This is a genomic window from Burkholderia sp. MSMB0856 (assembly GCF_001524645.2).
Taxonomy (GTDB): domain Bacteria; phylum Pseudomonadota; class Gammaproteobacteria; order Burkholderiales; family Burkholderiaceae; genus Burkholderia; species Burkholderia diffusa.
The window spans coordinates 226050-249331 of record NZ_CP013426.1; the positions used below are offsets into that span (position 1 = coordinate 226050).

Below are 23282 nucleotides of genomic sequence, written 5' to 3' on the forward strand. Positions count from 1 at the left end.
ATTCCCGGGTAAATCGGCTGCGCTCGATATAAGTTGAACCATTTTTTCGGCCCATTTCTCACACATCTAGAGCATTTTCGTATCAGTGACAAAAAGAAACTAGCCAAGCTCGCTGCGCAGGCACGGCAAGCCAGATTTGTCCCTCGATCATAAGACAACCGATAAGATGATGCCGTCGGTACCCCGCCATCCGCCGTGTACCGGCAACATTACCTGCAGATCTGGCAGCACAACGACCCACCCGTTGGCAGCCAAACTGATCGGGCATCGTGCACGTCGGGATGGAGAAGGGAACCGTCGTTCCGCTTGTCGAACGACTCGTCGTTAGTTTGCCCCGCCGTACGCCACGATCTCCAGTCGTTCCGGCGTTTCCGACCGGGTATTTCCGATCTCGTCGAGAAGGCCCATGCGGCGGCCGGTCCAGTGGACGGCAAGAGCGGGCCACAACTCCTCGACCGCAAGCGGATAGGCGCCCGACTGATTGAAGCCGAAGCCGCACGGCTGCTTCTACGTCGCACACGTGCTGGTCCGCACCAGCTTAGCCAACGCACGGTCGACGCGATACGCGGAGAGCATGCTCAAGATACGGTCGGACAGGCACAGGGATTCTTCCGAGCGACGCCAAGTGCCGTTCGCCCTCCCCCGGCTGTCGCCGTGGAAATCCAACGGTATGACCGCGCAAAGTCACCTGCTTGACCGCCTCGGTCTTGAACTAATCCATGTACCGCTTGTTGCTCATACTGATCTTCTAGGTTGCCATAAACTATGCATCGCAGATTTCAGCGAAAGACTGGCCGGTCCAAGCGGTGCTTCATCTGAAGCTAACCGGGACGTCCATAGTCATGCAACTGGGGAGTTAGGCGATTTGGCGGACGCGTCGACGCGATCTTGCGAAGCGCCGTAGCGCTCACCGTCTCTCTGGGCTGCTGCGGCGGCTGATCCATTTCCGGGCGAATGATTCCGATTGACGGAGACTTGCAAAGTGCAATCTGGTATCAGGATGAACATCCCCGGTGACGGTCGATTGGCAATCGGAACGTACTCTTCTCCAAAGTCATGGAAGTGTCAAAAAGGAGTTGCTCGATGTTCAGAATTGGTGAGAACCAATTTGCCACAATTTGGCTTAGATGTAGCTGCGGCCCATCGGCCGCCTAGAAACGTTTCGAGGCCAAGCGAGGAGATTGTCATGACATTGCCCGCAGACACGTCGACGTGGACTCAAGCGCAGTATCAAAGCGCGACAGCCGACGACATCGCATCACTCACCGACTCACAGGTTGCAAATCTTGCACACGCGAGTTGGCTATCCCCAGCGGCAGTCGCTGGCTTTTCCGCAGCGCAGATTCCCTTGATCAGTACTAGCTGGTACTGGATGAGTTCCGCCTGGCTCGATGCGCTTTCCCTCAATGCCTTCGCCGCGATTCCAGTATCCGGAATCGCCAAATTGCAGGAATCGAACCTCGCGGGACTCGATGCCGCTCACTTCGCCGCGCTCACATCGTCTCAGTTTGCCGCTCTCACGGCATCCCAGATTGGAGCATTGACGAATGCGGAGATCGCCTCGCTGACCACTGATCAGATGTCTGCGTTGAGCACCGCACAGATCAAAGGGCTGTCGGCGACGCAGATTGGTGTACTGAGCACGGCTCAGGTATCGGCATTGAGCACTTCACAGATCGGCGCACTGAGTTCGGGACAAACCGCGGCGCTCGGCGCTGCGTCTGTCGCCGAGATGACGACCGCCCAGATCGCCGCGATGCAGTCGCCCCAGGCGCTGAGCGTGGCCGCCGTGGCTTGCCTGTCGGGCGCACAAGTACAAGCGATCAGCGTCACTTGGTACTGGATGAGTTCCGCTTGGCTCGATGCGCTTCCAACAACCGTCTTCGCCGCCATTCCAGCGGCTGCCATCGCCCAGTTGCAGAGCTCCAACATCGTGGGGCTCGATGCCGCTCACTTCGCCGCATTGACTACCACTCAGATAGCGGCAATGACCACGCAGGAAATCGGTGCGCTGACGACCGCGCAGCTCGAGGCAATGAGCACCGCACAGCTTGGCGCGCTGACCACGACTCAGCTTTACTTCATGACCGCCTCCCAGATTGGTTCGCTTACGGCTAGCCAGATCGCCGCGCTGAGTCCCAATGTCAACTGGAACGGCCTCACTGCTACCTGGTACAACACGCTTTCCCCCAGTGCCTTTGCCGCCATTCCGCCAGCGGGCATCGCGAAACTCGGAACGCAAATTGGCAGCCTCGATGCAGCGCACGTTGCAGCCATGACAACCGCGCAAATCGCCGCGATGGTGGATCCTGGGTGGCTGAGTCCAGCCGGAGCATCCGGCCTGTCGGCCGCCCAGGTGCAGGCAATCAGCACCACCTGGGCCTGGATGAATTCGGCGTGGCTCAACGCCCTGTCTCCAGACGTCTTCGCCGCCATCCCACCAACCGGCATTGCGCAAATCGCACAATCGAACCTCTCCGGACTCGACGCCACTCATATCGCCGCACTGAGTACCGCTCAGGTAGCTGCACTTACCAACTCGCAAATCGGCGCACTGACGACTACGCAGATTGCGGCAATCAGCAACGCCGACATCGCCGCGCTCAACACCAAACAGCTCGGCGCACTTTCGGCCGGCCAGATCGGCGCGCTCACTGGAACCCAGGTCGCGTCGATGACTACTGCGCAAATCACGGCACTGCTTCCGGCGCAGGTCGCCGCACTCAGTGCCGCAGCCGGAGGCGCCCTGAGCACAGCGCAAATCACAGCGCTGGGCAGCAACATCGGCGATCTGAATGGTTTGGTGATCGCCGCACTTCCGGTTTCGACCATTCAGCAGATGTCCGGTGCGCAACTTAGCAACCTCACTCCCTCCCAGATCGCTATGTTGAGTCCGCAGCAGATCGCTGCATTGTCGCCGGATCAGGCCGACGTCCTGAGTGCATCGCAGCTCGCAGCAATGGGGACGAATATCCAGTCGCTCAGTGTGGCCGCAGTCACCAGCCTGAGCAACAACAGCCTCGAAAATGTCGGCTCCGATCTGAGTTCCCAGCAATTCGCCGCGCTCTCGAGCAGCCAGCAGGCAGCCGTGCAGAATGCAAGTTCAACCGTTGCCACGCTGCTCAACAATCTCAGCAGTGCCGGGATTCTTGACCAGGTTCAGGCCGTCATCAATGCGGGAGATTCACTGCTTAGCTACAACGGGCTCGTTGCTGTGCTGAACGGCGTCGATGCCACTATCGGCGATGCGGGACTCAGCCAAGCCCAGATGACCGATCTGCAAACGCTGGCTCAGGCATACGGCGGCGCCGATGGCACCAATTCCTACTTATTCCAGGTGCTCGACAATATGGTGAACGGCAATAGCGCCAACGCGACCTGGACCGGCGGCGCGACCAGCAGCACAATGCTCGGCAACCTGGCTGTCGGCAGCCCGAACACCCAGTTCACCGATCTGATGGGCAAATGGCTGCTGGGCACGGATCTGCCGACGATGGAAATCAACAATACCTCGAGCTATCAATCTGACAATGCCCCCCTCTTTACCGTGAGCGGCCCGCAGTCATCCGAAGTGCGTCAGGGAGGCGTCGGCGATTGCTGGGTGATGTCGACCCTGATCACGACGGCTAAGGACGACCCAGGCATACTCGAGTCAATGTTCACCAACAATGGCAACGGTACCTATGGAGTCCGTTTCTATGACGCCAATGACAATCCTGTCTATGTGACCGTCAACGATTCGTTGCCGGCGAGCGGCGTCGCCACATCCACGCTTGCCGACAGCTGGGTTCCTCTGCTCGAGAAGGCCTTTGTCGAATATACAGTTGAGGAAAACGGCAAGGCGAACGCCTACGCGTCGATCAATGGTGGCTGGAATGAAGCTTTGGCTGCGATCACGGGCAAGCATACTGCTTGGGAGTCGTGCGCTAAGACCAACGAACAGACATGGGACACGTCGATTGAGAGCAGCGTCATCAATGCGCTTAACAATAATGAGGAGGTTATGTACGGTAGCTATCAGAACACCACGGATGCCGGCAATGGCAAGACAGACCTGGTTTCTAACCATCAATTCGCGGTTACCGGCTACGACGCGGCAACCGGGGAATTTACGCTGCAAAACCCCTGGGGCGCGGCAGGCGGAGCGAATTGGAACGGCGAGTTCCAGTTAACCATGGACCAACTGTGGGCCGGATCGACCGGCTCCGGCTCCAGCAGCGGATTCATCTGGGCCACGAACAGTGCCCCGTCCGACGCCGTCGCTCCGCAGTACTCGTCTGCGCCGTTGGTCCAGGCTATGGCCACCCTAGACGTACCCGCCGCGGGCACGTTAAGTGCCGCCAGCATGTCCCCCCCGCCAACTCAACCCGTGCCGATGTTGGTTGCAAGCGCTCACGCGTAACTTAAGCGGGCGGGCCCCGGTAGAAATCGGGGTTCGTGTCAGCGTTGAAGATTAAAACCACCGCTCCTCGTGCGCCTAGGCGAACTGCTGGGTGCATGAGGAATTCCAGAGTCGATCGCGTCAGCAGCTCGCGCGCGCGATGAACGGCGTTATTTTCCGCAGTACTCGAGGCGATACCCGACCGTATAGATAGCCCGCAGTGCAACCCCGCCATCCACCTGAAAACCCAACCTGCGCCGCAAGCGATAAATATGTGTATCGAGCGACCTCGAGGTAGACTGATCGATCACCTTCCCCCAGATCCGGTTGACTAACATCTCCCGCGATACGATGCAGCCAATGTTCTTGGCCAGGAGCTCCATGATTTCGTATTCGATTCGCGGCAGTTCGAATTCACTTCCGCGAAAGTACACGGTCTTCTTCGAAGTGGCGAGCACATATTCTCCAACCTCGATGGATTCCGATGCTTCCGCCGCAGCCCGCCTCGTCACCGCCTGCACTCTTGCAACGAGTTCGAGTTCGCGAGCTGGCTTCGTGATGTAGTCATCTGCGCCAGCATTCAGCGCACCAACGACCTCGGACTCCATGATTGCATTACTCAGCACGATCACCGGAAGCCGGTAGCTATTTTTTTTAATCCATTCCAGGATGCGCAAGCCGTCGATGTCTGGAAGTTTCAGATCCAGAATCACCGCATCCGGTGGATCTGTCTGAAGGGTGCGCATCGCCACGGACCCGCAATCGAATACAGTCACCGAATGCCCCGCGCGCTTCAATATCGCACTGACGTGCATCGCATACACGCCGTCATCCTCAACTATCGCAATTCTCACTTAATTTCCCCGACACCGTGACGACATGACATCGCGCTATTGCCAGAAGAATTTCTTGAGCCACGTCGCAACCGACATGATTGTTCGGATAGAGACCGTCGCGCCGCTCACCGTGGTCGGCTTGCGAAAAATTCCGTGTGGAATCCCCGCGATTTAACAATCGAACGCATCCTCGCTAACTGAGCAATTTCGCGACTCCTCGTTGGCCATTTTTTGCCCTGAAAACGGGCTCTGCCGGACGGGTAGATGGCACCGTTTTCCGGGTGGGTAAGATGTTGCTCCAGTGGCCAGGGAAGATTTAAAACGATTGTAAAAATCCGCTCTCGAAGGGAAACGTTGCTCCACGACGTGCTCCTAGATGCAGGCCGGATTCGCTTGTAACAAACGTTGACACCAGCCGCTCGCAAATCTGACACGCTTACAACAACAACCTTCAGGCAATGCGAAGAAGACGTTGAGGTCGACTTCTCCGTCGTACCAACCACAATAGGGTTTCCCCCCAAGAAATATGGATGCGCGAGACCTTCCAATGCACCATCACCAGACAATTGCACAATCCACCGTATGTGAGGCGGTGATACGTCACCAAATCGTGCCCTGGTTTCAACCTATCGTTGACAGCAAGACGGGACGGCTTCATGGCATCGAGGCGCTGGCGCGTTGGAATGCGATTCCGCCTGACGAATTCATTCCGATGATTACCCAATTGCAACTGGAAGGAACACTTATCACGAGTCTGTTGGAGCACATTCATCACGGCCATGTGGCTGAATTGATACCGAAGGATGTGCAGTTGGCAATCAATCTGTCGGCACGGGCGCTACTCGATAGCACACTGCCTGAACAGCTGATGCGTGCGCTTGGCATGCAGAGCCCGCGGTCAGTCACGATTGAAATCACGGAGTCGGACGTTGTCCTTGATCGCGAATTCGATCGCTTCGTCGAATGCGTGACACATCTCAAGGCGTACGGTTTGAATATTTCCGTGGACGATTTCGGGCAGGGGTATTCATCTCTGGTCCGGCTCGCGCGTCTTCACGTCAACGAAATGAAGCTCGATCGTGCCCTCACGGTGCAGGCTCGCACGTGCGTGGACGCGCGAAAGATCATTCAGGCCTGCGCCGCTCTCGCGAACAATTTGGGGATTCACTCAGTGCTGGAAGGAATTGAAACCGCAGAGGACATGGCGTTCGCGCGCACGTGCGGTGTCGATGCGGTGCAGGGATTCTTCATTTGCCCGCCCTTGCCCGCCGGCCAATTCGCGCACTGGATCAGTCACGTGAACCAGGCATACGGCATCACTACGGTAAGTGGAATGTTCGGGGCCTGAGCTAGCGGTACTGCAGGCAAAGGAACCGAAAAGATGACGAAGAGAACCCCACGGACGCACTCAGCGGCGGTCAAAGCGAAAGTGGCCCTGGCGGCGATCAGAGGTGGCCTCGCTCGTTCGGACAGTTTTCTGAGATTTTTAAGTGGAGCGTCCGAGGCAATCATGCTGCCGATTTGATCGCAGGCAGGGGTCCCCTTGATTTTGGTGCGTTTTACAGGCGTAGAGCCTTCTAGGCGCGACAAGGCTTTGCGGTCCGCCCCTAAATAATGTGCTTTCCAATCAATATGTTGCTGATTGGCTTTGACGCTGACGGCGCAACGTCGCGGAACGGAGTTCGTCCTTACTGGCAAAGCGCCAGTCGCACCCATCGGCACGCAGTCGCACCCACCCGCCGTAGATCTGGATCACCGCCTCATCGCCCCATGCCGCGCGCAGACGGCTCAGCCATGCCCGTTGCCGGCTGTCGAGCCAGAACACGCCCGCCCGCTTCGGCGATTGCCCGCCCCACCAAGGTGCCCTCCAGCGATGTTCAATCATACTCACGCACGCATTCCATGCCGAGGGAGGATGCGCACGATTCCGACCGGCGTTCTCGTAGACGGTTGGACAGCGGCAGGTTTGAATTGGCGGCCTGAAATCGCTCACATAGTCGAAACGCCTGCATTTTGCGAGCGGCAAGTCCCGACAAACGTCGCTCGAGCACGCCAGCGCTGATCAGTTCGTCGACTGCGACATAGGCATCTGCCCGGGAAATGCCCGCACGTTTCGCGACTGCCCGCAGGAGCACGGTCTGCCACGATCCGAAGCTGAGCATCGGCACCATCAGCAGCGCCAGTTTGAAAGCGGTGTCCGATACATCGCTGCGGCCTATCTCGCCCAGGAATGCCTGAACAAGCGGCGACATCTGCTCCGGTGAAATGTGCGCATCGTGGGGCATATGGGTTGCCATGCAAAACTCCTTGCGATCATTGCTGGATGGTCGCGTTCTTCAACAGGCCGCCGACGAACTGCGCGCTCGCTTTTTCCAGCGCGAGTGCCTCAAGCTGCTGGCGGATCGTCGCTTGCGCCTGGTTGAAGGCCGGTACCTGCGTCGGCCGCTTCGCGTCGAGCTTCACGATTGCGCGTGCGCCGTCGACCGGGACCGACTCGGGGGTGACCGCGCCGACCGGCAGCTTTTCGAGCGCCTGCGCGATCGCTACCGGCAAGCCGGACGTCTTGCCTTCCGTTGCCGGCGTCTTGAAGCTCACCCACGGCAGCTCTCCGCCGGTGTCGCGACTCGGCGCGATGCTGTATTGCCGCGCGAGCCCGTCGAACGGTTTGCCTGTCTTCAGCTCGCTCAGCACCGTCGCGGCCGTCGCGACATCCTTGACCACGATCAGGCGCGGCTTGTATTCGTCCTTGCCGAGCGACGCCACGATCTCGTCATATCGCGCCTTGATCTGCGCGTCCGTCACCGGCGATGGCTTCACATTGTCCTTCAGATAAAGCTGGGTCTCGGCGTTCGCCTTCGCCACCTGCATGGCCGCCTGCACTTCCGGCTTGCTGCCGTAGTTTGCTTTCTCCGCCGCCTGCTGGATCAGCACGCGCGTAATCAGCTGATTCTTGATCGCCAGGCGTACCTGCGGCGTATCCGGCTGCCGCGACGCCCGCAATACTGCATCGACTTCCGCCTGCGTGATCGCAGTGCCGTTGACGGTGGCCACAGTGCCCGTCGGTAGCGCCGACGAAGCCGGCGTTTGCGCCTGCGCGACGCAGGCCATGCCCAGATAGAGCGCGGATGAGGCGATAAAAGACTTCCAGTGCGGGATGTTCATCAAAGATTCCAATTCAAAGTTCCAAGTACAAGGGTCGCTTTCGGGCCCAGTGCTGCCGGCTGCGTCAGCGCACGCCCGACCAACAGTTCGCCCGATAGCATCTGTTTGTGCCATTGCCATTGCGCACGCAGCCCGGCCCCCGCGCCGGCGAGCGTCGGAAAGCCGGGGGCCGCGACCAGGTTCGCCTTGCCTGCGTCGACGAATACATAGGGTTCGATTCGACCGTCCTTCCAGGCCGGCGCGTTCACCCATGCAAGTTCGTTGCGCGAGTAGAAACCACGGTCGCCCGCGATCTCGCCTGAACGGAAACCTCGGATCGTGTCCATGCCGCCCAGGTACAACTGTTCCGAGCCGAACAATGCGACGTTCGTGTATTGACCGCCCACCGTACCGCAATAGGCGAGCATCGCCGGGCCGAGCTTCGGCAAGGGGAGCGTGAACGCCACCGTCGCATCGACCTTCGTGAACTGGCTGTGCGCGTCTTCGCGCGTGATGCCATGCGGATCGTGGTTCGCGCCGAACCACGGCAAGCCCTGCGACAGGCCGGCGTTGGCCGTGAAATTGCCCTGTGCGTCGTTCATCACGAATTTGTGCAGCCAGTTGCCGGCCAGCCGCAACACCGCGACGCGCTGCGGATCGAGATCGATGCCGTTGATCTCGCGGTCCGTGCGCCGCCACGATACCGTGGCGTCCACGCTGGTGATGTCACTGACGCTGCGACTGACCAAGTAGTTCCAGCCGAAGATATGCGACAGCGAACGACCGTACTCGAGCGCGGTCGTGCCGATTACCTGCTGGTATTCCGAATCGGAGATCGTATAGCTGAACGTATGGCGGCCGAACGGGATTGCGAACGAGCCGACGATCGCATTGCTGTCCAGGCTGTCGAGGAAACTCACGCTCAGCGATTCCTGCAGGCCAAGCAGGTTGTCGGCCTCGACACCGGCCCGATAGCGCGTGACGCCGGTCGCCGAGCTGCCGTAGTTGTCGACGCCCAATGTGTAGTAAAGGCGATCGCCCGGCTTGTTGCCGATGTCGACGATCGATTCGCCGGGAGCTTGCCCGGGCAGGATCTGGACCGTCGCTTGGTTGCGGCGCAGGCGATTGATCTGCGCGACGCCCTGGTCGATGTCGGACAAGCGCAGCGGCTTGCCGGACGCAGTCGGAAACGCGTTCTCGTAACCGGCGTCCGTGACCCAGCCGCCGCCGGCCGAAGCCTCTCCCGCCTTGAGCCTACGAATCGGCTTGCCATTGACCGTGAAGGCTTCGATTGTGCCGACCTGAATCGTGATCTTCAGCGCACCGGTCGCGAGGTTTTGCGGGCCGAGCAGCGCACGCGTCGTCACGAGGCCGTGTTCGACGAATACGTCCGTGATGCGTTTCAGCAGCACATTGATGCGGTGTGAGCCGAGCTCGTGATTCGCGAATGGCTCAACGATCGTGTCGAGCTGCTTAGCCGAGATCCCGCGAGGCGGCTCGAACGGCTTTCCGTCAGGAGCCTGCAAGGCGATCTGCTTGACCGCAAAGGTCGGACCTGTTTCGACGATGGCATCGACCGGCGTATCCACCGGAATATCGAGGGTCGTCTCCGGCGTCGGCGCGATCGTGATCGAGGCCGGCGGTTGCTCGAGCTGCCGTTGCCGGGCCTGCTCGCGTTGCTGCTCGATGATCAGTTGCGCCGGATCCTGCACCGGGCGCGCGGTCGGCGCTGGAGGTGTCTGGGCGAATACGGGCGTGTGCATGACCGCGACAGCCGGAAGCGCACCCAGCCACCGCTTGAACGAATTCGGCATCATTTTTCTTCGCGAGCGTGGTGAGGTGCGCCGGCCGGCGCCACGGTCTTGACAGACGGCGGCGGCGCCGTCTCAAGCACAATAATCAGCGTCGTCAGCAACGCGGCGGAGATCGACAACAGCATGATCATGGCGGGACCGAACCTCATCGCCACCACCACGTCGTCAGGCCCAGATGCTGGTCGATCTGGACGGGCGTGCGGGAGGGGGCGCGTACCGTCGTGACGCCGCCGGCAGCTGTGACGCCCTTCCCGCCGCTGAACGAGCCGCCGTCAATCACGCCGTCGCCTGTCAACGTCACGCTGCCGTTCGCGGTGAAGCCGCCGCCAACATCCATCGCGATGATCTGCGCCCACGTGCTGCCGAAGAACGCCTTGAAGCCGCGGTGCTGATTGATTGCCGAGTAGCCGGTCACGCCTTGCGCATACGTGATCGGCGCGTCGACCTTGATGTCTCCGGTCGCGAAGACATTGCCGCCGATGTTGCGGGCGACCGTGCCGGCCTTGATGCCGATGTTGCCGCCCGCCTGGATCGTGCCGCCGTACGGCGTGACGTTGCTCGATGCATCGGCGTGACAGAAGATCCAGCAGCTTCGCGTATAGCTCGCCTGGCCCGTGAAGACCGCCGCGTTGGTAAAGGCGTTCTGCGCGGTGATGTTGACGTCACCATCGTTGGATTGAACGATCCCGCCGGAATTCGTGAAGTTGCGGCCCGTGATCGTTACCGGGCCGTGAACGGCGGCGATATAGGCGAGCTGGTCGGGGTTGCCGACCGTGCCATAGTCGACGTTGAAGCCACTCGTCGTATGCGTGAAGAACAGGAAGCTGCCGCCGCGATCGGAGTAAGCGGTGGGCTGGCCGCCGTTCGTGCCGCCCGTATGGTCGATGATGTTCTGCACATCCCCGGCTGCGGTGAGGCTCACTGCGCCATTCGACAGGATGCGGGCGTTGTCGTTGATGATGTTGCCGCCGGCGGTCAGTTTTGTCTGGCCATTGGCAGCGAACATGATCCCGAGGTTGTTCGCGCTCGAGCGGTTCGTGATGTCGCCTGCGGCATTGAGAACCACATCGCCGCCGGTCGTGGTGCCGTCGCTCGCCGTGGTGCCCGCCTGAATCAGGCTATCGGTGTTGGCGATCGCGCCGGTGCTCGTCAGATAGACCGTGTTGCCCGCGCTCACGGTCGTGGCGCCTGTGGCGTCGTCAGACAGCGCGATGTTGCCGGCCTGGACGTTTACGTTGTTCGCAGCCGTTACCTGCGTGCCTTGCAGCGACACGGTACCGGATGTCGTAAGCCCAACGTCGCGCTCGGCCTTCAGTGAACCGTCCGCGATTGCGATGTCTCCGTTTGCCGTGACGACGACGTCGCCGGCGTTCGCGTAGATCTTGCCGAGGCTGTGCACGCCCGCGCCCTGGTCGGTGACGATCAGCTGGACGCGGCCGGCGGTCAAACCACCAGCGGCCGTGATATCGACGGCAACGGCGTTGCTTTTCGTACCAGGCGACGTCGTACCGATCAGCCAGTCGTGGCCATTGTCGGACGGGGAAAAGCTGGTGTCGTAAGTCGCTGTGCTGTCTCCGGCGATCGCACGGATTCCGCTCGTCGAGCTGGTGAAATCGTTGGTGACCGGACCGTTGATGCTCAACTGCTTGGCGATCAGATCGAGGTTCACCAGCGTACCGGACAAGCCGCCAGGACCAATCGTGATCGCGCCGCGATCTGTGGTGACGACCACGTTGCGTTGCACGACTCCGGGCGCGAGCGTCAGGTCGTTGAAACTCACCTGCCCGGTCGACAGCACGACGTGACCGGTGTTTGTGAAACTCCCGCCGTCGACCGTGACTCCGTTCGGATTCGCAAGGATCACATTTGCTCGCGGGCCGAGGACGTTGATGTTGCCCTGGATCAGGGACGGATTCGTGCTCGTGACCTGGTTGACGATCGTGCGCGCGTTGATGCCGACGTTGTTCAGGTCGGCGCCGGCTTTCGAGACGTTGAACGACGAGTACGTGTTGTTCGAGACGCCACCGATGGTGGGAGCAATGTTGACGGTTTGCCTGCCTCCGGTGCCAGTGGAGACGGTCGTTGCAGTGCCGCCATCTGGAACGATGCCGGCAGCGTAGACACCCGGCGCCAGCGTGCACCACGCAGTCGCTACAACAACGGGCAATAAGTAACACTCGCGCTTACGCGTCATATTTGTCTGCAGTTTGTGCATTGGGTGCTTGCGGATCAATTTGCGCCCCGCCTCTCGATGAGGCTAGTTGGTGTTCTTGACACCTGCGGCACCCGCCAGGGACGCTTCCCCGCGACTCGCCAACAGATCAGCCTTGAACTGCGGCACGAGATTCATCAGCGCCTCATTCACGCCTTGAATAGCGTGTGGCAAATCATCCTTGACGGCCGAGTACCAGTTGTAACTGTAGGGAATGCCGCCCTGTTGAAAAGCGGACTCCGTTTTGTGCGTCAGATCGTCAGCGAAAATGCTCTTCAGCGTGTCCGCCTTGAATATTCTGACTTCCGTCTTCGCAAAGCGCAGATAGGGATGCCCAAGCTGCTTCGATAGGTATCCTGTCTGCACCGGGGCGATCAGCAGCGCATCGGCGCCTAGGTACGGCCCACCCGTCAGAAGAGGACCGTTTTTCTTGTCCCACGTCAGCACCGGCGCGCCGTCCCGCCCGAGTTCGACTTCCTTCACTGCATAGCCTTGCTCGCGCAGGACTGCCTCTAGAGCGTCGACAAATTTTCGGTTCAGCCCGGTGTCCCCGAGTTTCTGCTGGACAAGTTCGTTGAACTCGTCGTTCGCTCGAGTCGCCGCACGACCAAGCGTTCCTGCAAGCGCACCGCTAAACGCCGAAATGGCCAGGCTCGCACCAGGGATAGGAACAAAAATCGGTCCACTCAAGCTCACCGCAAAATACGATGTTGGTTTCGGCATCGCGACGGCAATGGTCTTGATAGCCATCATATCTGCCGTATCATATGTCGCGCTTGGTGGTGTGGCGCAAGCAGATAGTATTAACGCTCCGATCGCCGCGCTGAAAATTTGAATCAATTTGATGTTCATACTTTACAGACACCATTCAGAAATTCACCGTGCATTCCGTAGACCGAGCAATGTTGCATTGGATAATTGACTATACAATAACCCAATCACGCTCGATCTCGCCTATCACCTCTCTTGATACTCAGCCATTCTTTCGCAAATTGATAGGTGATTCCGCCGAATACAAGAATAAACAATGGCAACAATATCAAGAGCGGCCTCAGACCTGCCTTGTGGCTTAGCGATATGGCGGCTGAGAATGCGACCATCCCGATTGCGCCAGAGTAGGCGACAATTGCTCGCTTGACAAGCTTCCTTTGGTCATTTTTGTCGTTCATGATGACATTAATTTCCAGGCATTACGGCATTTTGGAAAGGACCCGACAGGCCCTGAATTATATTATTCAGGTAATTCCCAACCGCTCCGGGAAATAGTGCTTTGGCAAGGCCTCCGAATCCGGCCGCGCCCGCGCTAAACCCCGCCGAAGCGTCTGGGCTAGCTTGATGCGTAATTGCGGCCGATCCAAACGCTGCGGTTCCAGCGACCATTGCATTGTAGCCGTTCGCAACAACTTTGCCCGCCGTACCCATCTTTGCAATTGCTGAATCTGCAATTGCAAATGGATATGAAAGTCCACCAATGACACCGGTGATGTACGACTTCGTGAAATTGGGCTGGTCTGTTGACAATCCGGATTTATAGCTGACGTAATCGCCCTCATAATCGAAGGCGCCGGCCGTCACTGCTGCCACAATCGCTTCTGGGCCAAGCAATCCTACACCGAGCGCACCCGCCACATACGGCGCTGCCGTGCTCATATTTTGCAGGGCAGCTTCACTGTTTCGCAGCTGTGCATTGTTTAACGTCTGGATGATCTGATCGCTACAGGCCGGATTGGTTGCGGCACATACTTTCGCAAGCATGTCATTTTTCGGACCGACATCCTTTGTCGCATTGTTCAGCGCTTCATTCTGCGCAGCTGTGATGCCGCCCGTAACGTTTTGACCGAGTAAAGTAGCAAGCCCGCCTCCCGCAATGGTTGCAATCGCCGCTACCGCCGCAGTTTGTCCCGCATCAAGCGGCGCACCAGTCGGATCGATTTGTCCGATCACCAACGGCGACACCACCGCGCTTGCGAGACCGCCCAGCGCACCTCCTGCGCAGCCAGTGCCTAGCGCCGCAGAACCAGCGCAGCCGAGTGCAGCGTGTGCAAGGTCGTAGCCGATGGAACCCTGTGAGAATATGGAATCCGGGTTTTGGCCAGCCGTACCGATCGCGTTCGCGCCCACTGCAGCGATGTCGGTGACGACGTTGTTCTTCAGCGCGGTCATGAAGCTGCCGCCCTGGATCGCCGTCTGCACGCCCGCCTGGATCGTCGCCTCGGCGCCCAATGCGAGCACCGTTTGGCCGAGCGATGTGGCTGTCGATGCACCAGCCTGCGGAACGATCGCACCGCCCACATTCTTCACGCCCGCGAGCGCGGAAAGGCTGTTGTCGCCGATCGGCGCGCTGAGACCCGCCCAGCCCACGCCATCTGTCGGCGAATACGTGATGCCGTTCGTCAGACCGGCGGTGATGGCTGCCGTCGCACCGCCCTCGAGAGCTGCGGTCAGACTGAACTGGCCGGTACTTGCCTGCGAAATCGCGCTGGCACTGAAACCACCCACGCCCGCCGAGACCATCGAGCTGCCAACTGTTCCGGCCGCTACGACACCGCCGGCTGCCATGAACGCGCTTGCCGCACCCGCCGTGATGAACGACGCAACCACTGCTGTCACCGCCATCCCGATCTGCTCGAACAGACCCGGACTATCCGCCAGCGATTGGAAGCTCGTGTGCAGGTTGTCGCTGACCGTGCTCTGCGTGAAATTCCCGCCGAGCTGGCTCTTCAGTGCCGCGAGCTGATCAGCCGTCGCACTCGCGTTGACCTGCCCGTTCGGATCCAGCTTCTGAAGCGCACCACCTACCTGATTCAGGCGATCGACGTTCAGGTTGTAGTTGGCGGCCGACATGAAGCCGCCTTGCTGCGCGACGGTTCCGGTCGTCGTCAGCAGCCCCATCACGTCCGGCATATACGTATAGATCGTGCCGACGTCGGTAGAGCGCTGCTGATTCGTCACCGTCCCCGCGTCGATCGACAACGTGCCGGTCGCGGTAATAGTGCCCGTGTTGGTAATCGAACCCTTGTTCGTCGCGACCAGCGACACGTCCTGGCCGGTGATCGTACCGTCGTGCTGGACCACCGCGTAGTTCTGCGGCAGATAGACCTGCGGCATCAGCGCGGTCACGGTCGGGCAACTCGCCACACCCGTCGCCGTGCAGCCCGGCTCCGGCACGGTCTCCTCGACGTACCAGAGCATCGGCGCATCGAGCGACGCGATCTGCTGCGACGAGAGCGCCGTGCCGAGCGCGATGTTGTTCGCCTTCGCATATGCGATCGCGTTACCGTACAGCACGGACTTTTCCTGATCCGTGACCGACTTCTGATTCTGGTTGTCGTACTTCAGCCCGTTGATGAAGCTCGCCGTACCCGTCTGAGCAAGCGCGGCCTGCTGGAGCAGCTGGTTTTCGCTGAACGGGTCGTAGTAAAACAGCGTCGAACCGGGCCGCAGATTGGCCGGCAAGTTCGCGATCAGGTCGGAGGGCCCGACACCGCCAATTACCTGCGATGCCGGGTTGTTGATCAGATAGGTCGGGTTCGAATTCCCCGTCGCAATGGTCTGGACGGTGCTGCCCTGCGGCGTGGTGGCGGTGGGCACCGCCGGGTTATTCGGCGTGCCGACGTTTTGGGTGGTGATCGCCGTGGACGGACCATTCGATACTGCACCGGCCACGACCGACGACTGGATCAGTGAGTTCGCAACGGCATTTGCGCCGTTCTGCGCGGTGCTCGCGCTCGCCGGCACGCCGACCGGCCCGAGCGGGATCACTTGCTGCGACGCGGTCGGCTGCGGCGTATAGACGTTGGGCGACGTGAGGCCGTTCACGAGCGTCGCCCCGGTCACGGAGACTTGTTGCCCCATCACGTTGCCGGAGTTCTGCACCGCACCTCCCGCCGTCACCGTCAGCGACGGTGCCTGGATCGTGCCGGGCAGGCTCTTGTACGGCGTCGGCGGTTGAATCCCTGCGCCAGCCTGGTATGCACTGCCGAACAGCGTGGAGCACGTACCCGCGCCCCCGCATCCGAAGTTGTCCGGAGGCGGCGAACCGCCGACGATACCGCCATAGAAGCCGTCATGCCAGTACGCGTTCAGCGTCTGGTCTTGGTTCGTGACCGTCGATGTCGCGGTGACCGTAGCCTGGCCACCGGCCGTGATCAAGCTGCCCGTATTCGTGACGCTGCCCGCACCGATAAACAGGTTCCGGTTAGCGGAGATGGTCGACGCATCGCCCGACTGCATGTCGACGAAGGCATCGCAGTAGTGTTGAAATGCGCCGCTACAGCCGTAGCGTGCCGTTGTGCCGTAGTTCTGATAAACCTGTTGCGGTGCTGCCAGCGTATTCGTCAGCGATGCAGTGCTCATCGCGATGTCGCGACCGGCCTGAATGTTCCCCGAGGAATTCGTGACGCTGGCACCCTGCGTGAGAGTGGTTTGCGGGTTGGTCGGATCCGTGTTGTCTCGGCTCGTGCCCGCTCCGCCGATCACCACGTCGCGACCGGCCAGCAAATTGCCGTAGTTGTTCGAAACCGTCGGCGCAGCAATGGTCAGATCGCGACCGGCAAAGACGGTGTTGTTGGTCTGCGTGTAGCTGTAGGACTGCGTTGAAATCTGGTCGCCATAGATCCCGATCGAATCATTGTTCGGGCCATACGAGAAGCCGACTGTCGACTGACTGTGATAAGTCAGCAGCATGAACGGCATTGCGTCGGTAAACGCCTGCCCTGGCCGGTTGTAACCAAAGCTCGACGGGAATGCTTGTGTGATGTACTTGTTGCCGCATTGGGAGTCGGCGACGCCCGCAGCACAGCCTACCGTCGACGTGAGATTGCTGGTGTGATAGCCCTGATTCGTGAACGCGTTGGCGTGGATCGTCAGATCCTGGCCAGCGTACAGGTTGCCCGCGTTCGTCAGGCTGGAACCCGTCCCGTTCAGGTTGAGATTATTGCCGGCGATAATCTGGCCGGCATCCTGACTTGTATAGGACGTGATCGTCGACGTCTGCAAGGCAGGCGCGCTAACCTGACCCGGCGTGATGTTCGCCGTGGCCGTGAAAGTTCCACCCGGCAGTACGACGAGATTGCCCGCCGCATACGCATTCTTCAACTGCGTCAGGAACGCCGTGTAGGATGCCGAATCGATGCTGTCAGTGATCGTCGTCACCTTCGCATCACCGCCGTTGTCCAGCGCCGCCACGTTCAACGTCGCATTATGGCCGGCCGAAATCGTGCTGCCATGATTGTTCAGCGTGCCGGTGCTGATCGCGAGATCGTTACCGGCGGCAATCACGCCGGCCGCACCGCTGGCTTGCGTCGTGGTCGTGGTCCGGGTCACAGTCGGCAACGCGACCCCATACAACGTGCCGCCACTGATGTCCGGAGCACTCATCGACGTTGCGCTCGCCGGCTGCAGATCGCCGACGCGAGCGGTGATCGTCGCCGAGTCGGTCGAAACCAATCCGCTTGTGACGTTCTCGTACGTCACGCTAAGCGTTTCGGTTCCCATCGGTGACGCGAGCAGCTCACGGCCCAGGCCGGCCGTGTTGATATCGGTCGAGGTCGTCGTAGTACTGGTCGAGTTACCGCCCGCACGGCTGTTATTGACGTTCGCCGCGTTGATGGTCACGTTGTTCTGCGCGGAGATCGTGCCACCGACGTTCACGAGGTCGCCTGACAACGACGCATTCACGTCGCGCCCCGCCTTCGTCAATGCCCCTGTGTTGTCGTAGCTGCTTCCCGACAGATTGACGTCGCGCACGGCGCTGACCGTTCCCGCATTGGTCACGACGCCCGCGAGGTTGACGTCCTGGTTTGCCGTGATCGTGCCGCCGGACTGGTTGACGATCGTGCCCGACAGGTTCACGTTGTTGCCCGACGAGATCGTCCCGCTGTTGGTGAACGTGCCATTGGTCGACAGCGTGATGTCGCCCGCCTTGCTGATCGTCCCGGTGTTCGTCATGCCTTGGGCGGCATTCATCGAAACGCTGTTGCCCGGCATCGCCCACGTGCCCGAGTTATTGATCTGCTGCGCGTTGATCGTCAGCGCGTTGCCGAGATTGATCGTGCCGGCGGACGCGGCCGACGGATCGAATGCCTGATTCGGCAGGTTCAGCGTCAGGTCATGCTGGGCGAGAATTTGCCCGGCCGTATTGTCGTACGTCCCATTGCCGCCGCTTACCGAGACGGTCACGTCACCCGTCGGCGCGGTCTTGTTGTTGACGTCGCCCGCAAAAATGAGGCCGTTGCGATTGCTCAGCGCGTTCGTCGTCAGATTGAGCGCGTTCGTCGCGAGCAGCGAACCGGAGTTCGTCGTCGTGCCCGACACGGTCACGCCCGCCGTCGCGCCATAGATCGATCCACTGTTCATCAAGTTCGCCGCGTTCACTGTTGTCGTCGCGAGCGACGACAACGTACCCGCGTTACTGACGTTGGAACCCGAGATGCTCAGGTTGCCGCCCGAGAGCTGCGTGCCGACGTTTGTGACCGTCCCGCCGGCCAGCGTCGCGCCACCCTTGAACGCGGCCGTGCCGCCCGTCGTGACGCTCTGCGTGCCTGTGATCGCCGTCGTGCCGCCGACTACGGCGTTCGCGGTGGTGACATTCGCGCCCGACAGCGTCGCGTTGCCGCCGACCGACAGTGCTGGCGCGTTCGCATCGAACTGCGCATTGAGCTGACCTGCAGACGTATCGAGGTTGTTGCTCGCATTCGCGGTCAGGTTGCCGCCGACCGCGACGCCTTGCGTCGTGATGTTCGCTGCAGTAAGCGAGGCATCCTTCGACACGGTCGTCTGACCGTTCAGCGTCATGCTCTGGCCGGCGCTCAACGTCGCGCTGCCGCCAGTCGATACTGGGCCGCCCGCAGTCAAGCTACCGCTTTTCGCGGTCATGGCGAGGTCGCCGAGACTCTTGACGCTGCCTTGGGCATTCACATCCGTGCCGGCCGTGATCGTCGTCGTGCCGCCAGACAGTGCATTACCCGTCAGCGTTGCGCTGCCATTGGTTGCGGTCAGCGCGCTGTTGCCGACGGCCGTGGCGCCGCCGATGGCGAGATTTTGCCCAGCCGTTGCAGTCAGATTGTTGCCGGTCTGGACAGCGCCGGAAATGGCGATGTTATTGCCGGCAGTAAGCGTCGTATCGTTTGCGACGTTCACGGCGCCCGAGCCAGTGATATCACGACCGGCCGTAACGGTCGCATTGCCCGCGTTATCGACTTCGACGCCACCGTTCAAGCTCACGTCGCGCGTCGCGGCGATCGTCGCGGTTTGGCCACTATGAAGCGTTCCGGCAACTGTCGCATCCTGCCCCGCAGTGATGCTGAGCGTCCCGGGGGTCGATACCGCCCCGGCCACCGCAACGTTACCCGTCGCCGAACCGATCTGAGCGTTTCCGCTGCTATAGACCGTACCGCCCAGGCTCACACCCTGCTGCCCCGTCGCATTCAGCGTTCCGAGCGACACGACGTCCCCGGCGGTCGTCAGCGAGCCGCTGTTGGCCGCCAGCGTCATGTTGCCGATCGACGCGGCCGTACCCTGCACGTTTGTATTGCCGCCCGACGTCACGCTCAGGGCGCCGCCGCTCGTGACGCTTCCGCCAATGGTCGCGTCCTGACCTGCCTGAATCGTTACCGGACCCGGCGCGGATACCGTCCCGCCGAAACTCGCATTCGTGCCCGCCGTTGCATTGACCGTGCTGCCGCTCTGGACCGCGCCAGTGAGCGCAATCGCCTGCCCGGCATTCAGGTTCACGGCGCCCTGCGACGACGTGACATTGCCCTGCCCCGTGATCGACCCGGCTTGAGCTGCGATCGTCACCGGTCCCTGCGCCTGCACCGTGCCGCCGATTGCAGCGCCCTGCCCTGCCGTTACCGAAAGCGCGCCGTTCGACAGCGCGTTGCCGTTCACCGTTGCCGAGCCCGTCTGCGCGGCAATCGTGATATCGCCGACACCCGACACCTGTCCATTCACGGTCGCGTTACGTGCGCCCGTAAGGGCGACCGTGCTACCGCCCTGCACTGCGCCGTTGACGGTCAGGTCCCGCCCAGCCTTCGCGGACACCGTGCCCGGTGCATTCAGCCCGCCGACCGTGAGATCGCCGTTCGTCGTCTGCAGTGCAATGTCGTGCGCCGTCAGTGAACCGATCGTCATCGACTGCCCGGCCGTGAGATTGGCAGCGCCATTGGCGGCGACAGACGCGGCGTTCAGGTTTCCGCCGGCGGTCATCGTCACATTCTGCCCGGCCGACACCGAACCCGGCGCATTGATGTCGCCGTTCGCGTTGACCGTATAGTTCTGGTTTGCCAGCCCGGTGCCGCTGATCGTCGTGTTGCCGCCACTACTCAGATTGACGCTCTGATTAGCAAACGTTTGTCCGACTGCCACGTCGCCGTTTGCATTGACGATTACGTTCCCGGCCGTCGCCGACAGCGGACCCTGCGTGTTCACGCCCATGCCTGCCGCCGTGGACACGATATAGACGGTCCCCGAGGTGACCGAACCATATTGGCTCGCATCGACTGCGACACTCTTGCCGATCGCAGCAGCCGTATTGGCCGTGCCGTTCGTGACCGTTCCGTACGAAATGCCGGTCGCATCCGATGCAATCGGCGTGACGAGCTGGTTACCGGTGACGATGTTGACCCTCTGATCCGCGCGCAGGGGTGCCGACAAGGTCACGCTTTGGCCGAGCAGATCGATGTTGCCGACAGTACCCTCGATCCCCGCCCCCGGCGTGCCATCGTTGCCTGCAGGTCCGCTAATCGAAATAGCCCCTGAGCGAACGTCGTAAGCCACGGCGCCCGCATGCGCGAAATCCGTTGGCGTGCCGCCGACGCCTGTGAGAAACTGCGGCGTTCCGGTCGTGAGCGTCAGGCCGGGAATGTTGGTCAGCGCCATTCCTTGGACGCTGACCCCGCCCGGGGCCGCCACGATCACGGTCGCGGGTGACCCGAAAACCTCGAGCGGCCCGTTCAGGACTGCGATATTGTTGGACGTGACCTGGTTGATAATGGTCGACGCTGGTCGACCGTTCAGGTTCGGGTTCGCAGACAACGAACCACCCAGCAAAGCCGTTCCACCAACGGTGCTGTTGTTCAGCACCAGGCCTCGCGAATCAATCACGAACGACTGATACTGCCCAACGCTAATCCCATTGGAATTCGGGGCGGGGATATTGATGGCCGGCACGCCAGCACTGGTCTGCGTGATGGTCGGCTGGAACTGGATCGGGGCGCGCGGATCAGTGATCGGCGCCGCATGTGCAGTCTGGTCGGCGAGAAATACCGCGGGGCTGATATACATGACGACCGACATGACCCATGCGGTCGCCTTGACCCAAAGCGCATGCTCTTCGCTTTTCAGCGAAGCTTGACCGAAGATAATCTTCTGCTTGGCCGTTCCCCGTTGAACGTGCCGAGTCTCTACATCGCGCATCAATCGGCGCATGGTTGGTCTCACTCGGAATTTTCAGCAGATGTTCGCACAGCCAAAACCGAAAGATGGTCAACAATTGTCATGACTCCCTCTATCCGAAGTCGCGCTATTACAAAGTGCCTTCATGCTGATTGAGGTATTAAACATTAATCAATTAGCAGCCGGATAACTATGAAAAAACTTGATTATTTTTGAGATTGATTTTGTCGAAAAGAAGGTTGATCGCGGCTAGAGCACCGTGGGCAGGGCTCGTCGTGAGTTTAGTGTCGAGCCACGTCGAACGCACGCGCGCCTCAGGAACGAAGAGAAAGGTTAAAAACGGTTTCAGATTAATAAAATCTACTCGCCGGATACTCTTCATTTGAGAAGCAATAGCCCTTCCCGACGCGACATAGCGCGCAAAGTGGCGTGAGTCCATTCACTCGACACCTGAGACCTTTGCGAGGTGCCGAGATTCGTTCTATCGACTCAAACTTGACTTTTGTTTGGAGCCAGTAAGGTAGTCGATACCAACGTCCCAACCACGAATGGAGAAAGCATGTCGACATACCACGAACTTCTTGCAAAACGCGCTGCACTCGAAGCGGAAATCGACGCCGCAAAAGGGGCTGCGCGGGAGACTGCTTTGAAGGAGGTGCGCCAGCTCGTCAGTGAATTCGATATCAGTGCCCGGGAGGTCTACGGGGCGCGCGCAACGGGCAAGCGCGGCCGCGTCCCCGCGAAGTATCGCCATCCCGAAACAGGCGCGACCTGGAGCGGTCGGGGCCGCCCGCCGGCGTGGATTGACGGCAAAGACCGTGCGCCCTTCGAAATCCAGCAAAGCGCCCCCCAGTCTTGAACTCTCGCGGAACACTGGATACATTTACAGTGTGCCGGGCGCAGCCGCCACTCGCGATCTGCCGAGTGGCTGGCCGCAGCTCTCTTGTCTCGCCGATCACTATGAACCTTGCCCCGACAGTTGATTGCCACGATGCCGAGTTCGATCCGATTCGGTACGGGTATGCGCTCGAGCTCGCAACGCAAGATCTGCGACGCATTGCGACGTCGCTCGCAGCTCGCTATATCAGCGCCGGCCTTGCTTACGCCTTGAGCTGGCCGCTATTGCTCGAGATCGAAGAGCAGGCGTTTTCTGATTTGGCATTTCAGAGCCGCAACGATCCAGCGATCATCGACGCGCTGCCGCGCATCGGGCCTGCGACGCTGCCGGGCGTCGATTTCAGCGGTCTCATCGACTGGGGGCAGTCCGATCCATCGCTGCCGATCGTCTATCAGTGCGTCCGCGAGCTTCTGATGGGCGCCCCCACGTTCGAGCGCAGTGAGGAAGCTGCGTGAGCGACGTAATCCGTGGGCTCAACGAGCTGCGTACCGATGCCCACGCCCCAAAATGGATGAAGGGACGCCCCACCCTTCTGCAGGCAAAGGGCGCGAATCGTAGATTCGCGTTATGTTTGGGGTGGCCAATATTCAGTATATAAGATCGA

Annotated in this window: 15 protein-coding genes; 4 read left to right on the forward strand and 11 right to left on the reverse strand. The window is 60.5% G+C overall.

The window, feature by feature from the left end:
* The first annotated feature begins 1186 nt into the window (after positions 1–1186).
* Positions 1187–4402, forward strand: coding sequence for a C2 family cysteine protease (locus WS87_RS00935; RefSeq protein ID WP_159085624.1), 3216 nt, complete (start codon positions 1187–1189; stop codon positions 4400–4402).
* Positions 4403–4551: 149 nt separating this feature from the next.
* On the opposite strand, the gene WS87_RS00940 is transcribed toward WS87_RS00935, so the two are convergent.
* The gene (locus tag WS87_RS00940; RefSeq protein WP_107938073.1) at positions 4552–5235 is read right to left on the reverse strand and encodes a response regulator transcription factor; all 684 of its coding nucleotides are present in this window, start codon (positions 5233–5235) and stop codon (positions 4552–4554) included.
* A 529-nt stretch (positions 5236–5764) separates the two neighbouring features.
* Between WS87_RS00940 and WS87_RS00945 the strand changes: the two genes are divergently transcribed.
* Complete coding sequence (locus tag WS87_RS00945; RefSeq protein WP_159085625.1) at positions 5765–6565, forward strand: EAL domain-containing protein; 801 nt, start codon at positions 5765–5767, stop codon at positions 6563–6565.
* Between the two features lie 279 nt (positions 6566–6844).
* Here the strand turns inward: WS87_RS00945 and WS87_RS33885 are convergent, their stop codons facing one another.
* From WS87_RS33885 to WS87_RS34120, 10 genes are all read right to left on the reverse strand, one after another.
* Positions 6845–7108 carry a hypothetical protein gene (locus tag WS87_RS33885; protein WP_162499715.1) on the reverse strand — a complete coding sequence of 88 codons (264 nt, stop codon included), beginning with the start codon at positions 7106–7108 and terminating at the stop codon, positions 6845–6847.
* On the reverse strand, positions 7095–7514 hold the full coding sequence (locus tag WS87_RS00950; protein ID WP_159085626.1) for a hypothetical protein: 420 nt from the start codon (positions 7512–7514) through the stop codon (positions 7095–7097). The genes WS87_RS33885 and WS87_RS00950 overlap by 14 nt, the downstream gene beginning before the upstream one ends.
* Positions 7515–7530: 16 nt before the next feature.
* The gene (locus WS87_RS00955; protein WP_236873171.1) at positions 7531–8325 is read right to left on the reverse strand and encodes a peptidylprolyl isomerase; all 795 of its coding nucleotides are present in this window, start codon (positions 8323–8325) and stop codon (positions 7531–7533) included.
* A 53-nt stretch (positions 8326–8378) separates the two neighbouring features.
* Complete coding sequence (locus WS87_RS00960) at positions 8379–10121, reverse strand: ShlB/FhaC/HecB family hemolysin secretion/activation protein (protein WP_107938090.1); 1743 nt, start codon at positions 10119–10121, stop codon at positions 8379–8381.
* 50 nt (positions 10122–10171) lie between these two features.
* The gene (locus WS87_RS34445; protein WP_257792231.1) at positions 10172–10303 is read right to left on the reverse strand and encodes a hypothetical protein; all 132 of its coding nucleotides are present in this window, start codon (positions 10301–10303) and stop codon (positions 10172–10174) included.
* A 14-nt stretch (positions 10304–10317) separates the two neighbouring features.
* Positions 10318–12366: a two-partner secretion domain-containing protein gene (locus tag WS87_RS00965; RefSeq protein ID WP_442861400.1), complete on the reverse strand. Its 2049-nt coding sequence runs from the start codon at positions 12364–12366 to the stop codon at positions 10318–10320.
* Between the two features lie 63 nt (positions 12367–12429).
* Positions 12430–13236, reverse strand: a complete 807-nt coding sequence (locus tag WS87_RS00970; RefSeq protein ID WP_107938077.1) for a hypothetical protein — start codon at positions 13234–13236, stop codon at positions 12430–12432.
* Between the two features lie 86 nt (positions 13237–13322).
* The gene (locus tag WS87_RS00975; protein ID WP_107938078.1) at positions 13323–13553 is read right to left on the reverse strand and encodes a hypothetical protein; all 231 of its coding nucleotides are present in this window, start codon (positions 13551–13553) and stop codon (positions 13323–13325) included.
* Positions 13554–13560: 7 nt separating this feature from the next.
* Positions 13561–21813: a two-partner secretion domain-containing protein gene (locus WS87_RS00980; RefSeq protein WP_236873161.1), complete on the reverse strand. Its 8253-nt coding sequence runs from the start codon at positions 21811–21813 to the stop codon at positions 13561–13563.
* A gap of 157 nt (positions 21814–21970) precedes the next feature.
* On the reverse strand, positions 21971–22219 hold the full coding sequence (locus tag WS87_RS34120; protein WP_218929477.1) for a hypothetical protein: 249 nt from the start codon (positions 22217–22219) through the stop codon (positions 21971–21973).
* Positions 22220–22339: 120 nt separating this feature from the next.
* Between WS87_RS34120 and WS87_RS00985 the strand changes: the two genes are divergently transcribed.
* Both WS87_RS00985 and WS87_RS00990 read left to right on the forward strand, forming a co-directional pair.
* Positions 22340–22639 carry an H-NS histone family protein gene (locus WS87_RS00985; protein ID WP_107938092.1) on the forward strand — a complete coding sequence of 100 codons (300 nt, stop codon included), beginning with the start codon at positions 22340–22342 and terminating at the stop codon, positions 22637–22639.
* Between the two features lie 101 nt (positions 22640–22740).
* Positions 22741–23133: a DUF2471 family protein gene (locus WS87_RS00990; RefSeq protein WP_107938079.1), complete on the forward strand. Its 393-nt coding sequence runs from the start codon at positions 22741–22743 to the stop codon at positions 23131–23133.
* Positions 23134–23282: the final 149 nt, after the last annotated feature.

Excerpts from the sequence above, each read along its gene's own strand:
- WS87_RS34120 (WP_218929477.1), bottom strand. The coding sequence starts at position 22,219 with ATGGACTCACGCCACTTTGCGCGCTATGTCGCGTCGGGAAGGGCTATT.
- WS87_RS34445 (WP_257792231.1), bottom strand. The coding sequence starts at position 10,303 with ATGATCATGCTGTTGTCGATCTCCGCCGCGTTGCTGACGACGCTGATT.
- WS87_RS00985 (WP_107938092.1), top strand. The coding sequence starts at position 22,340 with ATGTCGACATACCACGAACTTCTTGCAAAACGCGCTGCACTCGAAGCG.
- WS87_RS00970 (WP_107938077.1), bottom strand. The coding sequence starts at position 13,236 with ATGAACATCAAATTGATTCAAATTTTCAGCGCGGCGATCGGAGCGTTA.
- WS87_RS00990 (WP_107938079.1), top strand. The coding sequence starts at position 22,741 with ATGAACCTTGCCCCGACAGTTGATTGCCACGATGCCGAGTTCGATCCG.
- WS87_RS00980 (WP_236873161.1), bottom strand. The coding sequence starts at position 21,813 with ATGCGCCGATTGATGCGCGATGTAGAGACTCGGCACGTTCAACGGGGA.
- WS87_RS00955 (WP_236873171.1), bottom strand. The coding sequence starts at position 8,325 with ATGGCCTGCGTCGCGCAGGCGCAAACGCCGGCTTCGTCGGCGCTACCG.
- WS87_RS00960 (WP_107938090.1), bottom strand. The coding sequence starts at position 10,121 with ATGCACACGCCCGTATTCGCCCAGACACCTCCAGCGCCGACCGCGCGC.
- WS87_RS00975 (WP_107938078.1), bottom strand. The coding sequence starts at position 13,553 with ATGAACGACAAAAATGACCAAAGGAAGCTTGTCAAGCGAGCAATTGTC.
- WS87_RS00965 (WP_442861400.1), bottom strand. The coding sequence starts at position 12,366 with ATGACGCGTAAGCGCGAGTGTTACTTATTGCCCGTTGTTGTAGCGACT.
- WS87_RS00950 (WP_159085626.1), bottom strand. The coding sequence starts at position 7,514 with ATGGCAACCCATATGCCCCACGATGCGCACATTTCACCGGAGCAGATG.
- WS87_RS00935 (WP_159085624.1), top strand. The coding sequence starts at position 1,187 with ATGACATTGCCCGCAGACACGTCGACGTGGACTCAAGCGCAGTATCAA.
- WS87_RS00945 (WP_159085625.1), top strand. The coding sequence starts at position 5,765 with ATGCACCATCACCAGACAATTGCACAATCCACCGTATGTGAGGCGGTG.